Here is a 16865-nt window from a genome sequence, read left to right on the forward strand (position 1 = left end):
GAGCCAGTACTTGTCGTTCATTCTCTGCTTCTTGATCAGTGCTGTAGGAATACCGGCCGTCCTTCTACGAACGCCGGAGAAGTGGAAGATCGAACTGTTGCGGTTCCCTCTCTAATCTGGCCGATGGAATGAAGCTCCGCACTACGATCGCCTTGCCCGGACATCAGCACAACCAGGGCGCCGTCAGCTTCCAGGTTCTCTCGCGTAACAACCTCCCAATTCCCAGAACTATCGCGAGACAACCATCCGATCCAGCTGTGCAGGGGAGGATCAGCCAACCGCAGTGCCTGATACGCTCGAACTGTGGCTTGTATAGCCTGGTCGATCGGCGGAAGTTGAAGCAACAGCCTTGCAGCCCGCGCACGCTCTTTCCGGGCCTCCGTGTCGCGTGGATCCATCCACTTGACGGTCATGTCAATGTTGATGTCGTTGAGCGAATCACCGAAGGTAGTGAATCCCTTCTCGACCGCATCACTGCCTCTAGCAGCTTCTCGCAGCACTCGTTTCAGAAGGATCAAGCGGAGTATCGGGTCAAGTCGCTGCTTTTCCATCACCCCTCTGAGCAGTTCGCACATCACGCTTTCCCACGAACGACTACCCAATTGCCCGAGCGCCTCGCGACTAGATTCAGCTAACTCCGACTGAGGCGCTCGACCTGCATAGTCGACAGCGCTCTTGAGCGACCCTCCGTTTCTCTTAGTCAAGCTGAAGTCGGTGTAGTACTCAAAACGCCACTGGTTCTCTCGCTCGACAGGCTCTTGCGGGCAATAGAAGGAATCTCCATTGTCGGCTTTGTGAAGCATCCATAGATTCGCGATAAGTGGATCCCTGAAGAGCTTGGCGAGGCTTTCAATCGCCCTTGGTCGCATCTCGACACTTTGAATGTATGCACGACGGTCTTTAAAGGCTGTGCTGCCAGGGAATTCGGCTCGATTTTCTAGTAGCTTGTCGCCTTTTGCGAGCACGGCGGTGGCATCTGCTGGACTGAGCCGGTGTGGCTCGGTCAATTCAGACGACAGAAACGCACTCCAATCGAGCAACCCTTGCCATAATAGGCTCTCGCTCTTGAGCAGCTCCAAGTTACCGGCAATTGGAGAGTCAGGCACGGCTTGCGCGAAGTCTTCTAGTGCAACGACATACCCCGTTGTGTTGCCGATCTCCTTTCCGAGGTCGTCGCGGGCCTCCTGGCTCGAGATTGACCGACGCCACTCACGTTCAAGCGATTCGGCGCGTGTTGACAAAGGGGAAAGCTGACTCAGCAGAGTCGAGCTCACACCGGGATGCGCATCTTTTGTTTCGGTGACCTCTCTCCTGAAGGCGCGAGCTTGACTCACAAGCTCGGCGACAGGTGCTTCTTGGTTCTTCTGAAGGGTCCGTAGCCGGGAGCGAAGACCTTCCAGGATACGTGTGAAGTCGCTGTCGCGTTTCCGCTGCAACGCGAACTTATCCTTTGCCAGGCTCTCCTGAATGGCTTCGACGTTCCGACGCTGCTCATCGGTTGTCGCAAGGTCCAACGCTTCTTCAATCGCCGAGGTGTCCGCATCTTCAGGGGTGAGTTCCCTCGCTCTCTCAACCGCTCGCTCATAGCCTGCTCTTCGCTGCTCGGACTCCCGTTGAGCCGCAACAACTTTCGCCTGCTGGTCTTGTACGGCTGATGTGCCCGCAATCCCGGGTTGGTCCGCCGCGAGGGTAGAGTAATAGCGTGCTGCCTGCTCAATCTCTCCCTGGCCAATCAGCCGCTCCAATGTTGCGGCCGCGTCGTTAGCTATACGGGCACGGCGTTGCGACGTAACGAGGTAGCCTACGCCGACGCCAATCAATAGTAGCAGCCCAACTAGCGAGACTAGAGTGACCATGTGCCGACGGCGGGCCGCTACCGACGCGTTCTGCAGCCGGCGTGAGACGCGGAGTCGTAGCGTTTCTGGCAAAGGCTCCTCAAAGGTCTCGGACTTGTCTAGTAGACGTTCGAGCTCTTTGGCGGGCGCCTCCGTTTCGAGGCCCCGTTCAATTTCCTCAATGAGTTCCCTGCGGCGTACCTGCTCGCCGATCAACTTGTCCTGGTCAGATAACCAGTCTAGGGCGGGATTCGCCTGTTCCAAGCGTTCATCGTCCGTCGCTAGGCAGGCCGTGGATACAGCGTCTCGCCAACGATCTCGCAGTTGCATCCCGAGATCGACATCGAATGCCATGAACGCTTCGTTAAGCTCTGACGCCAGTCGTGTGACGTCCTCTGAGGCTCCCCTGACGTTTGCCTGGTCACTCAGTTCGGAAACGCGATCCTTGACGCTGTCCGAGATGGAGACGCTCCAGTCTCCCGATAGAAGCTCCTCGCGCAATCGGGACAGACGTACCTTATCGTTTTTCCGGAACGCCTTTTCTGCTTCGTTGCCTATCTCCTTGAGCCGCACCTTCTCCATCGACTCGAGGTCGCTGCCCCAGGCTTCGTTGTACCCGTCGAGCTCGATAAGCCGTCGCAATACATTGATACGTGCGCTCAAAGGCGCACGTCCTAATGCCAGCAGGCGGTGCTGCCTGAGCAATGGCGCCACGGGCTGTTGGTCCGCATATGCCCGGTTGAGATCGGCGGCGATATCGACCAGGAGGGGCGGCGGAGTCGCCATGTCCCAGGAGATCAGCATATTGATCCACTCGGGGAGCTCGGGGAAGTCGAGCAGGGCGACCTGATCCAGCAGGTTAGGCTCCTCCTCGGTAAGCTGGATCGCCTCGCTCCGGTGCCCACGTCGCAGTAGGTGCCCAACTCGACGCAGGCGGTCGTTCACTTCGGCGCACGCTTCCGCGTAGAGTGCCGCCGTGTCACGGAGGAAGTCCGGGTCCGCCGTCTCCGTGGAGAAGACAGCGGATTGGATCTCGTCGACGTAGTCCTGATAGGTTTGCATTGGCTAAGGGTTAGTTTCCGCGATAACCTGACTGGTGATGTTGCCTCCGGCGTCGTCAAATTCCGCTACGAGAGTTGTGCCGAATTCAACGATTGACTTTCTCGACTGTCGTAGCTCATCCAACTTGGCGACGGTGGCTGTCCAGTCACGGTAGATGCTATAGGCCTCCAACGCATCTTCCCACTCGCGAGTTGGCACTGACTCGCCTTGCTCATTCAGTTTAGTTACTGGCTTGCCTTCTCGTGGCCGAACGACCTTCACAGCTTGGTCGAGCTTCTTGTAGTTTACAGAATTCGCCCAGCGGCCAAGGTCGCTCTTAGTCCTGATATGAGTTGGTGAACTAGAGCCTTGGATCCACTGATTCAGGACTTCTAAGCGCGAGCTGTCAGCAACTAAGCACTTTGTAATAGTGGCTAGGATCTCACCCTTCGTTGGCTTTCGGATGGATTCAAGGTCTGGGAGTTGCTCACTTTCTTCAAAACCCTGCCACGGACGATACCGAAGATTCGCGTCGACCCTTACTTGCCCTACTGAATGCTCGTCGGCCATCAGATCCAATTGAATGCGGTGCCTCCTGGAGTCACTTGACTTGAGCACGCCGGTGAGCCCCATCGAGCGTGGAGATCCGAGAGGTATCGAAATCGAGTCTAGGTGCTGTCCGTTCGCATCGACCATCTTCACTCGATCGTCAATAAGCTTGAGCACTACCGTTAGCTTCGAGTAGCTATGCTCCAGAGGAACGGTAATGGAGTCGCTTGAATCGCGAGCGGACAACTGCAATGGCCTCAATACAGCTACGCGACTCAGTCTGATGAAGTGCTTCAGCTGAGGTTGTCTGCCGATCGTGGTGAACTGCAAGTAGCCGCCTCGAAGCTGGCGTTGCTCGGCAACGGATAGCTCGCTGTCGAGTTTGACGAGGGCCCTTGCAACAATCTCTAGCAGGTCGTCGCTGCCAGTAGCTTGCTTGTCGATCGAGATAATCGGCGAATCGTCGCGAAGGATCTCCCAGCTGAACAGATCCGTTTGCTCTCTGATTGACAGGTTAGGCATCGGAGGTCCATCGGGTATCACTAAAGCCAAGCCTAGGGAGACGCTATTGCTCGGCAATGTGCCGAGTTTGACAGCTTCCTCACTTTCAGATGGGAGCTCAACGGCCGAACTCAGTTGTGCAAAGTAATCGTCTGGAATCGGCTCTAGCATCACACCGTCGCCCACCCCTGCATGCTTTCTCGATTGCACTGCAGTATCTGCGTTAGGCTCTTCACCTGGCTCTTCACCTGGCTCTTCACCTGACTCTTCACCTGACTCTTCACCTGACTCTTCATCTGACTCTTCATCTGACTCTTCACCTGACTCTTCACCTGACTCTTCACCTGACTCTTCACCTGACTCTTCACCTGACTCTTCACCTGACTCTTCACCTGACTCTTCACCTGACTCTTCACCCGACTCTTCACCCGACTCTTCACCCGACTCTGCACCTGGCTCTTCGATAAGTTTCGGGCTAAATGGATCAAGTGATTCGTCAAGTTGTTCGTTGTCGGCCTCGACTACCGAACGCTGTGACATTCCCCAACCTAAGTAAGAGAGACCCGCAATTATTCCGCAGCTCAGCAGAATAAGCAGCGAAAGCAGCGCATAGACCCCGGCCCCCGGAGAATTCGAGATAGGGCCGTATTCGAGTGGCTCGCGGCGCCGGCCTGGCTTGGCGGGAAGCTGCGGAGGACCGGCACCGGCTCTTGCTTCGGGTTGAAGATCGTAGCCTTCGTCTAGTTCGATATCTTCCAGAACGACAACTGGTTCCGGAGGAGGAGCAGCGACGTGTGGCTTTGGTGGAGGCGTTGCTGGCCGGACCGGTGATTGTCCCGTTCTCGCAAACTCTACCAACTCCCCCCCACGGGCCGGGGCAAGCGGCTTCGTAAGGTCAACGACGAGTCTGCCGGGCGCCGCAGCGACGCGCTGCTCCTCGCCTTCGGTGACCGGGATGCATCGCCACTTGCAGTCCACGCCGGGAGGGATCCGTGTAAAGTAGGTTGTGAACGTTGCGCCCCAACGCGAGGGCGGTGACAGCAGCGACTGCGCTTCACAAAGCAGGGCAAGGATGTCCAACCCGAGCGGATACACGAGGTAGGCTTCGCTATGCGTGCGGTTTGCGACGGTTTCCGCCAGCACACCCGCCCAACCGGCGTCTCCCGTAGCTGAACGCCAGCCAGAACAGACTCCGGCTTCCAATCCACCGGCGGGTAGGGCACGCCCCTCCTCGAACATCTGTGGTTCGCTATCCCAAGACTCAATCAGGAACCCGGGTTGAGAGGCCGCCCACGCCGGACCAGCATCGCAAAACTCCCCACTTGAAAAAGCGACGTGATGCGCGATCTTGTTTGCACGCTGGGTGTAGTCGAGCCCCGCGTCCGCAACTCGAGAAAGAATGAAGTAGCTCTTGCCGCCAACCTTGAAACTCAAGTAGCTGTAGTTGACGGGATTCTTGATGGCTTCTGGTGTGCCGGGAGGGAAGACATGCTTGTAGCCACTGATTGCCTCCAACCGATCGGCCAGGTTCTTGGCCATCCCACGCGTCGAGGCGACGGTGCAGAAGCCTCGGCTTCCAACCTTGAGCCCTTTCGGCGCCGACGTGTAGACGAGTTCTTGAGACACGGTTCTTGGTGACGTAAGAAAGTACTTGTGAACACCCGGCGAAGACGCTAGGCGGATCGGCCTTCGATGTCGCCTTCTGGCTTCTTGCCGGTCTTGTACGGCACCATTCCCGCTCCCCACTTAGCGAGTGCTAGTAGTAGCGGCACCTCGGTCCAGATAGGATTGATATCTCGCGGTCGAATACCTGAAATCTGCCCAGAGTCCTCGTCCACCACCGGGCTGCAGCCGGTAGCGCTGACGGGGATGTAGGTGACTCTATCTGAAAACGCCTCTGCCGCCGAAACCATCTCCGGGGTGAACCGCCAGAGGAGCTCCCGCACCTGATCCGAAACCCCCTCAATCCGGGGAACGTCCAACCCCGACAATGCGGAGCCTGGTACTGGCAGCCATGGATCTGGCAAATCGCATTCGCCAAGCATCGGTTTCCAAACATCGTACTTGGTAACAATGACAACCAACGGGCGACGGTGCTTCTCGTTTTGATGAAGACCTGCGTGACGTCGCACGCGGTCAACCAACTCATGGAAAACCGCTTCCTGACGACGCGTCTCGAGTCCACCAACTACCTGCGGGTCCTGTGACGCCGACCGGCATTCCTGGCGGAACCGTGGATCTTGTGTCGGGTCGAAGCAGAACATCAGCACCTGGGCGTGAGCCAAGTGCCGAGTGACAGGCGACGATGCATCGTCGCGGCCGGGCTCGTACGACTCTCCCGCGTTGTCGTACAGGCAGAGCAAGCGAGAGGTCTTGCCACCTTGTCCGGCGTTGGGGTGGTGCGCATTCGGGCGGATCGCGAAAAGAAACGGACGCGGGTATTCTACCAGCTTCTCTCCGAACATCACGGTGTCATAGAGTTCGCCGTGCTCCTGCGTCTTTGCCAGCTTGACGACTTCGTCAGGGTTGGGGTTGAAGAATTGTTGGTTCTCGTACTCGTTGAGCTGGAGGTTTGAAACCGGGTCTGCATCAGAGAACGTCATCGCAAAATGCTTCGGGAAAACGTGTCGCAGACGCCATGTCATCGAAGCGAGGAAGTACGTCTTGCCACAGGATGGCGTCCCAGCAATCGAGACGAACATCGCTGGCATCTCGAATTGGGGACGCGGAACACGAAGGTGGCAGTTGGGGCACGCCAAGTCCTGGCAAACCATCCCGTGAGGATCGATAGCGTTCCCATTTACATCGAAACGCGTAGGCAAGAACCGAAGCCCATCTCCATCAAGCCGCGGGTCATGCTGAAGCTCCGGGTGGGTCGCGACCCAAAGTGTGTCTTCCGTGTTAAACCGGGTCCAGCAATGCGGGCAGATCACGCGAGGACGCAAGCCCAGGTGAACCTCGTTCGGTGAAATCGAACCACTCATCACGTCAATTGCTTTACTCAAATTGAAGCGGCTTATTGGTTTCGACGGCGTGACGAACGCCGCCGTTCGCTTGGTTCAACGCTTCTCCGTACTTCTCTACGTCTCTAAGCAGAGCAGCGGCCAACGCTTGGGACTCCGGGTCGTCCGTGCGAGTACGCACAAGCTGCCAAGCCTTAACTGCCTGAGAGAAAGCGTCTTGAAGGCGGCCCGCATCGAACGCGGCATCAGCCGCACGCCGGCCCATCTCAGCAGACTGATGCGCTTCTTCAAACGACTTAGCGGTTGCGTTTGGTGTAGCGTTAGGCGCCTTGGGGGGCGGCGTACTACGAGTCTCTTCATCATTGACGCCGTGAGCAGCGTCGCCGGCCTTGCTCCTACGCTCTGGCTTGTCATCTGGAGAAGCGGAAATGGACGCGGAAGTGTCCGACTCATTCGGCAGCGATTCCGAATCGGCATCGTGGACCACAGAGGTGGATAGCTGGCACGAAACTGCCGTAGCAAGCCAGACAACCGCTAGCCCAACTCGGAGTAATCTCATTCGAGAGTTAAGTTTACTGAGACTCACAGGCACTCCGGCCTCACAGAGTTGTGCTGGATTCATCCGGGTGAAGTAGGCTGAGCTCTCCATCCACTAGCTGCACAAACACACGAAACTGCAACCTTGCTTTCTGATGGAGAGATCGTCGAATCGATTCTAATTGTCGCAGATGGGCTATACCTTCTTCGATCTTCGGGATTGACCGACTCAGTCGCCCCGCTCGCGAGTTTGCACGCTTCAGAGCAGACTGGGCAGAAGACAATTCACGCACTGCGCCAGGATTACTGCCACTATTACGAGTCGCCGCCGCCCTCAGGCTGGCAATCCTTCCCGGTAAAGAAGAAATCTCGCTCCGTGCAGAGTTTAACTCGGCGCGCGCCTTACGAAGATCGATCTCGGAACGTCTCGCGAGCGACTCTATCTCTTCAGCCTCCAATGGCTTCCATCCCCTGCCCATGCGGAATCTTGGCTGAACCTCTAGCTCAGCCGAACGACCATCACGCGAAGCATTAAAACGCACGCGAACCTCTAGATCTCCAACCCATTCACCGTCTTGCCAGTCAACAATCTTCAGCGTCAGAGTCTCGCCGCAGCCAATCTGTTGCGATGGTGGATCTACTTCCGTCGCTACTCCAGCGAACAGGGCAGCGACAAGCTCGCAGCGGAGCGTCGGCTCGGGAGGGAGTGGGAAGTGGTGTACCTGAATCGGTGGAATCGGTTGCTCTAGATCAAGTGTCAATGCGTCTATCGTGCCAGATTCGGACAGTCCAACTCGCCCTTCTAGTTTCCCTGCCGAAACATGTATCGCGCAGTTGCGGAGCTGCCCCCCTGCCGCAGCTGCATCCCCTTTGCCCCATGCAAACTCTAGCCTTCCGTCACGTACGCGCAGGCCTGCGATCACTGGCCCAGTCGTCTTGGCGTGGCTTGCGAGAGCAGACCTCCGGTCCGGAGTGCCAGGGATATCCTGCGTACCAAAGCGAATCCCCCAGACACTCCCACTTGGGCGGTCCTTTATCTTCATGACGTCGAAGGTCGATGCTGATTGACCTCCGTGACTCGGCGAATAAATCGCAAATTTCAAGTCTGAATCTGAGATATGCGATATGGCTCCGAGAGATACAACTTTCGCAGAAGCTGACTCTGCGGCGTCACCGTATGAGCGTGCATAACCTGGTAACGTAACCGAGTCTTGAAGATCAAAGACAACGGCCTCACCTGCTTTGGCTTTCGGCTTGGCATCAGCAGAAAGGACCTTTGACGTTGCCGCGGCAGGCTCGACCAAGCTCATTGATGGTGGCACTTCGACGCGGTCTGTCGTTACCTCAACTTGCGTGGGCGACTGATCCCGCGGTCTTAAGGCATCCTCCTCGGGACTAGGATCTGCTTCCTCTAGAACTTCCACTGGAACCACAGTCGTTTCCGCTGTTGCGACCGCACGTTGATTCTCGCTCTCCGGTCGTGAAGACTGCTGCCGGTTCGATGCTTCAGATCTATCGGAGGAGGCGGTGTGGCCGATCGTAGCACTAGGCGACCGCCACAGCATCGCTACGAGAAGTGCAGCAGTGACGGCGAGCACACTGCCGCCGATCACAAAGAGACTAGTGTTGCTCTTGCTGCTACGGCCGTTCGCGGGTTTTCTGGTGGCTGGAGCAGAGGAAAGAGCAAACCTTGTTGGAGGCAGTTCCGGTATTTCGTCCTCAACCCACAGCGAGTCGTCATCAGATGTCAGGTCTAGTGGGAACTCCTCTAGAATCAACGGCGGCAGTAGACTTCCCTCATCCGGCGATACTAAGCCTTCATTGCCACCTCCCGAGATCAGGCTAGGCTTCTCTTCTTCGGCATTATGGTGGAAGCCAATGCTCTGATCGTAAGCCGCACGGGCATCGCGATCACTCAGGCATATCCTCGCCCTTGAGATTGTCTTAGCAACGGCGAGCACTGACGCATGCAATTCGTGCGGTACATTCTTGCGAAGCCGATTAGTCTGCGCCTTCGCCGCCGCGACGATCGCGTTGGTGTCGGGCTCATTGGGCTCGAGGCCGAGGAGAGTGTAGTAGGTCGGAGGGCACTTCTCGGTGGGAATGCCAAGCAGTCGCGTGTAAACAGCTAGTTCGTTGGAGTCCATTTTGCCCCTGGATTTACCCTCTGAACTAAGGCGATGCAGCTAGCTTGCAGTCGTCCCTAAGTTTACAGCTTGTTGAACGCAGCCGCCCCGGCCACGCAATGGCGCTCGGCCTCTTCTAGTGACCTTCCGAACGCCGTCTCGACCTGGTCGCTTGCCCTTCCATTCTGACTGCGGCGTCGCGCAACCTCAAGTCCTAGAGATTCAGAAGAGCAGGCGAAAATTGCGGGCATTCTAGCGGCACGGTGCCGAACACGGCGTCGGCCGCGTTGCACGGGCACCTTTTCTCAGCCCTAATCGTAGCGATAGGGGCGATTAGCGTTCCTCAACAGAGGTGGTTTCGTAGATCGGGAGGTACCTGTAGTAAACCTCGAGGGTGCACAACGACAAGCAAGTGACGTATAGACGTCCGCCAACGCTACCGTACCGGTCGCCGCGTGGACTCCAACTTCCGACCTCTGGGCCTTCTTGCTCTTGATTGCCGGGAAGTACTTCGCGCATGGCATCATTCCACTTCCGCCACGGCTTCCCACCCATGTTGTGGCAAACCTGCGTGGCGTAGTACCAATAGTAGATGTTGCGTTTCCGGTTATCCCACTCTGGCAGCTCCTCGAGAAGATAGTCGACGCCTTCCAGCATTCGCTGGTCGTTGCGGGGCCAGCCCTCGTACTGCCGGCACAGAAGCGCCTCAGCCGTCATGCTCCGGCTTGCCACTGTACCAGGCATGTAGGAATACCGGCTTCCGTAGCCGTTTGATGCATTGTCGAGATAAGCCGAAACGTTACGCAACGACTCAAGAGGAATATCCTGTCCGCTCATTCGTGCGCTCTGCAAGACCATAGCGAACCATCCCGTTACCGATGTGTCGCTGTCATGGCTATTGGGGCTATACCGCCACCCTCCCATCGGTGACTGTGCGCGGACACTGAAGTTTACGGCTCTCTGCGCAAGTCGACGGAAGTCTCTGTCGCGAGTCATTCCGTACAGCTCGTTCAGTGCGACTGCACACAACGCATGCGTGTACATTCCACTAGTTGACCCACCGCGCAATCGATAGAAACTGCCGCTTGCGTCACTTTGTCTCCTGAGCCACTTCCAGCCTCGGGCAACAACTCTCCGATATTTGCTGCGGGAATCTCCCTGATGAGTATGGCCAGCGCCTTGAAACGCGAGCAGCGCCATTGCGGTTGCAGCAGCGTCGTTCTCTAGTCTCGCTCCATCCTGATACGGCCCTCGCAGACTCCACAGGCCGCTTTCTTGTTGGTTGCGCGCCAGCCACTCGAGCCCAAGTTCGACGGCATGCTCAGTGACCGGAGTTCCACCATTCTCCTCTAGCAGTTGCTGCTTCTCGTCGCCGGATCGGCCGGATAGAGAACTTGACAGGTCGAGGTAGTCAAGCGTCTGGTTTTCAGGATCCCAGTTCCGTGAGCCTTCGTCGTCCGGTATGAAGAACTGGCCGACCGAGGGTTCCTTTAGCGCCACGGGCGGAAGACTTACCTCCACATTTTCTTCGATAGCATGTCGTGCATCCTGTGGAGGCTGCCGTCCCTCGTTTTCGAATGTCGTGCTGAGGGGATCTTGCCCTTGGTCTCGAACCTCTGATTCAGCCATGGAATCCGGGTTGGACTCCATCGCATCGGAAGCTTGATGAGGCATCATTCCTTCGGCGGAAATCTGCTTCCCGTTGGACTCCCCGCCTTCCATTCTTGAGGAAGTGTACGCTACCCCCGAGTTCTCAGCTGCGCGGTGATTGCTGAGCAACCTGAAGCGAAACCCCAGCACTACGACTACAAGCAAGAACAACACGAATAAGGTTGCTGCGACAGCTGAGGCGAACGAATGGAATTGCTGCTCATTCGATTCTGGCAATGGCGGAGGACTACCCGTGCCGAAGTCAGAAGGAGATTGCTTGTTGGAATGTCGCTGAATCGCCATATGCTTGTGCCTGATGTCTTCAGCAGGTCACGTGACCGACCAATCTGTTCGAAAGAAGCGACGACTCGGCTCTGGCTTGCTAGGTAAAACAGGCTGTCTCTGAGTGTGCACCTCGTCCTAGGATGTAGGCTCGTGGCGAAAGAGCTATTATATATCCTCCACGGTATAAAATTGGATCACAGAATCAAATCAAGTTAGAAATACAGTACAAGCGATTCGCGGTGACGTCACTCGTAGCGATGGCGGAATTACTTCTGAATGACGGCAGGGGTCTGCTGGTGTGACGAACGCACACTGATGCGAGACACCCGTGCGCTGCTGAATGACGAAAACTGGGCGAGGACCATATCGCTGCCGCCGTTCATATACCTGGACGACACTCAGTGGGTCACGCCGCTGGCGACCTGGACTAGTTCCTGCCTGCCGCTGATGGCCACTCGGGCCGGGCCTGCTTCGAGGGCGTGCTGTGGGTGCTCCGCGCGGGCCCCCGGTGGACGGACCTACCCGACCGGTTCTCGTCGTACCCGACCTTCTGGCGGAAGTTCGTCGAGTTGATCGAGTCGTGCGTGCTCGAGAATGCCTGGCGTCGGCTGATTGGCAAGCTTGACCGCGCGGGCCAAGTCGACTAGAGCGAAGGCTTCGCCGACTGCGCGTTGGCCTCGGCCAGGATAGGTGTAAGCGCGTAGGCAAGATCCGCCGCGGCATGGCGACCAAGCTAATGAAACGGGCCGTTGGTCAGGGCCTCACCTTGGCCATGGATATCGAGCCGGCCAACCGTGCCGAGGTTCAGCTCGTGATACCGCTGTCCTCTCAGCGATCACCCCGCACGTACCCGACTAGCTGGTCTACGACCGGGCCGCCGACAGCGATCCGCTACGCGGCCGTCTGGCGACGCTCGGCATCGACCTGATCTGCCCCCACCGCCGGGGCCGCGTCCGCCCCGCCACGCAGGACAAGCGGAAGGCCCACCCCTACAAGCGACCCTGAATCATTGAACGCACCATCAGTTGGCTCCGCACCATCTGGAGGCTCACTAGTCTTAACGATCGGCATGCTCACCTCTTCCACGGATTCCTCAAGCTCGCCGGCTTAGTGATCGCCATCAAGAGGTTTTAATACTTACTTCAAGCAGTATTGTCAGAGATCCTTGGGCTACACAGACTCTTGCGTTCATTCTTTAGCCGACTTCTTCTTTGCCGACTTCTTCTTTGCCGACTTCTTCTTTGCCGACTTCTTCTTTGCCGACTTCTTCTTTGCCGACTTCTTCTTTGCCGACTTCTTCTTTGCCGAGAAGCCGACGACTGCACGCTGAATGTCCCGCTTCGTTCGCGGATCCTTAAAATAGCGATTAGTTGTGAATCCTCTATCGGCCTTCATCTCTTTCGCGACTGCCCTCTTGACAATCGTCATCGCTGACGGAATCTGCTTGATTGCCTGCGATTGATCAAGCGGCGAGATTTCCTCTGCTAGGCACAACTCATTCACCGCGAACAGAACGTGATAGCCGCCATCGATTAGGAAAAGCAACGAAGCATCTACCTCCTCTTTCGCACGAAGTTTCCGCTGAAGATCTCTCTTCTGCTTCTGGATCTCTTCGTAAACCCGGAGTGCAACGAGGAGCTTTTCGTGGGTCGTTTCCGCGTTGAATACTGTCGAGTAGAGATCGCGAAAGATCCTGCCTCGATCCTTCTTTGCAACCTCAGGCAACCCGCCCAGATAGGCGAGCAGTGCCTGCGCTGCCTCTAAGGCATCGATCCGACTACTCTTGGGCTGATCGCTATGTTGTCGCGACTTTCGCTCGTAATACAGTCCATTGTCGCTAAATGCCTCCTCTAACTTCTTCTGAATCTCATCATTGGAATGCAAGTCTCTTGTCTTAATCGGTGTCTGGCTGTTTGTGGCTTCGGCGATCTTTGACGTGATGTCATGATCCTGAGTCTGATAGATCCGGGCCAGCACAAGTACATCGCTGAGCTTTGTCTTATCCTGTGCGTGCGCTTCAAACAGGGCATTAGAGGTCTGCCCTCCGTTGACAATCTGAAAGTTCTTTAACGCTATGGTGGGTCCGCGTTCACCTGGCTGGTACGAGAACGAATCGCAGGTAATGGTGATTCCATTGTTCAGGTACCAAAACTCGGAATTCTCATCTGACAATGCCGTTTCGAGGATCTTACGGTTGACACTATTCTTTTTTGTGAGGTAGATCCGAACATTGTCATCAAAAGCGTCGGGTCGCACTTCCGCTGGATTATCTGGGTTGGCTACTAGTTTGACGATCTCATTCGCTTCGAATGTACAAATCAGCCCGCGGATCTTCCCGTCTGTCCGCTCAAAGTAGTTTTTGTCGACCGCTTTGATATCGGCATCTAGCCGCGGCCTCTTGGTTTCCAGAAAATCTCGCACTAGTGATTCTAGGGAGTGATGGTGCACCGTGAATGAATGGTACGGGGCGAGACTGGCTGCTAATCTAGCTTGTTGGTCATCAACCATCGCTTCGCAGTTCCCGCAAAAGTGAACGTGGAATGCTGGATTTGGGTTCGCTAAAGCATCCCACATCTGCTGCACCTTGGCACCAAGCATCGAATTGCAGCTTGGAATTAGCCCTGGTTCTTTGTTTAGCAGCTCAGCAACAAACGTAAGTACTTTGTCGATCTCGTTCGAAGGAAAATTGTTCTTTGCTTTCTTGAACTCGCTTACGTACTTGAACTGGAACAGGTGGATATCATTGCATCCATCGCGCTCGTCGACGTAAACAGCGTCGATGCCGCGGTCCTGAGCCCCATCAGTGATACTGTCCGAAATCTCCTCGGACGAAAGATCAAGTTGATACTCAAGAACCACATGCGTAAACGCACTGCGTTCACTCTTGGCGTAATCTGATTCGCCGATGTAGGCCTTGCACTTGTGCTGCATCGCGTTCCAGTCAATTAGGTTTGCCATGACTACACAGTCTCCTTGCGTCCCGCTGTAGAGTTGATTGACGATTTCAAGCAAACCCTATCAGGTTCGACCTGGGTTCGCCAAGCTACTCTTAAATCCGCAGCAGGTCGTTTCCCCCGCAAAGATGAGCGACGCCTCGACAGCACGCGACTGGACTTCGGCGGCACTCTCAGCCAGAACTTGAAGTCAATCGAGAGTAGCCGTCGCTGCAGCGGAGCCCAAGTTAGTTGAGAGTTACAGGTGCTTGAAACGTCGCCGAGAGAAGTCATATGGCACCTAGCTAGCCCTATGTCTCGAGAAGAAGGGCCGCCTCGCAGGGGTGTCGGCCCTCGATCACGTCGATCTCGAGGCACACCACCTGGCGCCCCCTACGGTAGTTGCAGGCTGCCCCGAGTAAGGCAAGGAATGTATGGGCAAGGGTCCATATGGCTTCCTCGCGTCCTCTAGGGGCTTGAACTATTTGAATCAAAATGGAGATCCGTGAAGCAGTACTCATCGACGGTTGCCGGCTCAGCGGTCAAACTGCCGAGGCCGCCAGTCGTCTGGACCGAAAAGGCACTACGGAATGCGCCTACCGACTCAGCCAGCTCACTGTTACTTAAGCCGGGCGAGATGAAATTGTCGCCGACCTCGCTGCTCTCCACTGTGGCGCAGGTGGGGGCCATATGGTTCGTCTGCGGCGTTGCATCCCCACCGCTATGGATCTTGTCTTGAAATACGGACGACGGCGGCAGGGTAGAATGACCCTGCCGATTGTTCGATCGATCGCATCAGATTGGCGCCGCCATTAGCTTGGTGGCCAGAAAGCAAAGAAGATGACTGCCCGAGTACCCGCGCGAGTTCTATACAAGATTAGTAAGCAGCATCTGGTTCAAGCGATTGAACGATCCAAGCAAGGCGAATCGCTTCCGAGATTTGCCGACTCTACTCGGTTTGATTTATTGCACGACGGACTCAGATTTCCGCCCAAAGTTGTAATAGCCCTCGCCGCTGAAGCCGCGTTGGGCGCACCGCTTGGCCCAGATGACTTCAGCGGAGGCGAGAGCTCGACTGCCTTTCGAATCCTGCTCGACAACGGCTTCGAAATCGTGACCAAGATGACCACAGTTGCCGGCTTGGATGCGACATTCTCGGTTGGAAGAAACGCAGAGAGCACTTTCCTTATCATCGAAAGTAAAGGGCCGGACCGGAACATTGATTACTTGGCTGGGCTCGAAACGCTGCTTCACGGGCTCGCTGAATGCGGCGCAAGTCTATCTTGCACTCTCGTTGATTCTGCGAGTTCTCGGAATCTAGCCCGAGCGGAATCTCAGATCAACATCGACGACTACAGTTACCCGATCGAGCTACGCCAAGTTACCGATATCAATGACCTGAGAAGATCAATAACCAGGAGTGCTGCGAGGACAGCTAGGACGCTCGAATCTACATCCGGCGGCAATCCGACCAAGCGACTCCGACTAGTGATTGGTATTGAGGCGGATGCGTCTCTGCACGGGCTACAACACGCGCTTGCCCAAGGGAGCGCGATGTTTTCGAACGGTCCAGGCGAGTTCAGATTCTGTCCAAGTTCACCGACCCAGTCCGTCGCCCCTTCTCAACGCCGAGGGATAGAGCCGGGCACCGTTTCCCATGTCCATGCGGCGATGCAACGATCACTATATGCAAAACTTGTCGATCGTTATGGAAGACCGTCAGTAGCTGTTGAATGTCAGATGGCGAGTGGCAATCTTGCCGACCTTGTTGTTAAGGTCGAAAGAGGGCTGGAGATCTTTGAAATAAAGACTTCTCTGTCGCCACGAGAATGCATCCGCCAAGCTATTGGCCAGCTGCTCGAGTATGCTCACTGGCCAATTTCTTGCCCAATATCGGCGTTGCACGTAGTTGGCCCACGCGAGGCAGATGCGATTGCGGACGCGTACCTCTCAACGCTCAGGGAAATCTACCGGTTACCTTTATTCTACATCTTCGAACCCGAGCCAAACGAAACGAGTATTCGAGACTCGATGACCGCTTGGCCCGCAGGCGGCCGTTGACGCGCTGACCCCGCGGGCACGGACCGAATTGTCAAAGATCACAACGCGCCGGTTGCGGCGCGCGGATAGCTTTTCCAGCGCTCGCCGAGCCCGCGCTGCACCGAGCGGGGCTCGAGCGGCTTTAGGTGGGGTTAAAGCAGCCGCGGGTCGTGCTTACTAATGGGATTCTCGTTGGTTCGCGGCCCGGGCATCGAGCAGGTCGCATGAGCAATCTCGGCTGAGTAGTCGGCGAGGCCGACGAGCAGATCCGCCAGCCTCGGCCTTCCACTTGCGCGACGGCGACAACCGTCGGTGCAGGTGTGATTGCCGGGAACGATTCTCGGAGCGCCGCTCCGATCATGCCGGCCTGCAGCTTGGGGCGCAGTCGGGTCGCGGCGTTGAGTT

Annotated in this window: 8 protein-coding genes; 2 read left to right on the forward strand and 6 right to left on the reverse strand. The window is 56.4% G+C overall.

Translation table 11 applies throughout. The features are described from left to right. Window positions 1-35: 35 nt before the first annotated feature. From KOR34_RS02390 to KOR34_RS02410, 5 genes are all read right to left on the reverse strand, one after another. Window positions 36-2897, reverse strand: a complete 2862-nt coding sequence (locus KOR34_RS02390) for a hypothetical protein (protein ID WP_146561882.1) — start codon at window positions 2895-2897, stop codon at window positions 36-38. Between the two features lie 3 nt (window positions 2898-2900). Next, window positions 2901-5552 (reverse strand): GAP1-N2 domain-containing protein, encoded by a 2652-nt coding sequence (locus KOR34_RS02395; protein ID WP_146561884.1) that lies wholly within the window; start codon window positions 5550-5552, stop codon window positions 2901-2903. A gap of 47 nt (window positions 5553-5599) precedes the next feature. Continuing rightward, on the reverse strand, window positions 5600-6628 hold the full coding sequence (locus KOR34_RS02400; RefSeq protein ID WP_146561886.1) for a hypothetical protein: 1029 nt from the start codon (window positions 6626-6628) through the stop codon (window positions 5600-5602). Window positions 6629-7488: 860 nt separating this feature from the next. Further along, window positions 7489-9573 (reverse strand): hypothetical protein, encoded by a 2085-nt coding sequence (locus KOR34_RS02405; RefSeq protein WP_146561888.1) that lies wholly within the window; start codon window positions 9571-9573, stop codon window positions 7489-7491. 312 nt (window positions 9574-9885) lie between these two features. Further along, the gene (locus KOR34_RS02410; RefSeq protein ID WP_146561890.1) at window positions 9886-11505 is read right to left on the reverse strand and encodes a prenyltransferase/squalene oxidase repeat-containing protein; all 1620 of its coding nucleotides are present in this window, start codon (window positions 11503-11505) and stop codon (window positions 9886-9888) included. A gap of 416 nt (window positions 11506-11921) precedes the next feature. Here KOR34_RS02410 and KOR34_RS02415 point away from each other — a divergent pair, with 416 nt between their 5' ends. Next, on the forward strand, window positions 11922-12134 hold the full coding sequence (locus tag KOR34_RS02415) for a transposase (RefSeq protein WP_146561892.1): 213 nt from the start codon (window positions 11922-11924) through the stop codon (window positions 12132-12134). Between the two features lie 541 nt (window positions 12135-12675). On the opposite strand, the gene KOR34_RS02425 is transcribed toward KOR34_RS02415, so the two are convergent. Further along, a complete protein-coding gene (locus KOR34_RS02425; RefSeq protein WP_197531076.1) occupies window positions 12676-14445 on the reverse strand; it encodes an AIPR family protein in 1770 nt (589 codons plus the stop codon). Between the two features lie 815 nt (window positions 14446-15260). Here KOR34_RS02425 and KOR34_RS02430 point away from each other — a divergent pair. After that, on the forward strand, window positions 15261-16481 hold the full coding sequence (locus KOR34_RS02430) for a hypothetical protein (protein WP_146561893.1): 1221 nt from the start codon (window positions 15261-15263) through the stop codon (window positions 16479-16481). The last annotated feature ends 384 nt before the right edge of the window (window positions 16482-16865 follow it).

The sequence above is a fragment of the Posidoniimonas corsicana genome, assembly GCF_007859765.1.
In the GTDB taxonomy this organism is placed as follows: Bacteria; Planctomycetota; Planctomycetia; order Pirellulales; family Lacipirellulaceae; genus Posidoniimonas; species Posidoniimonas corsicana.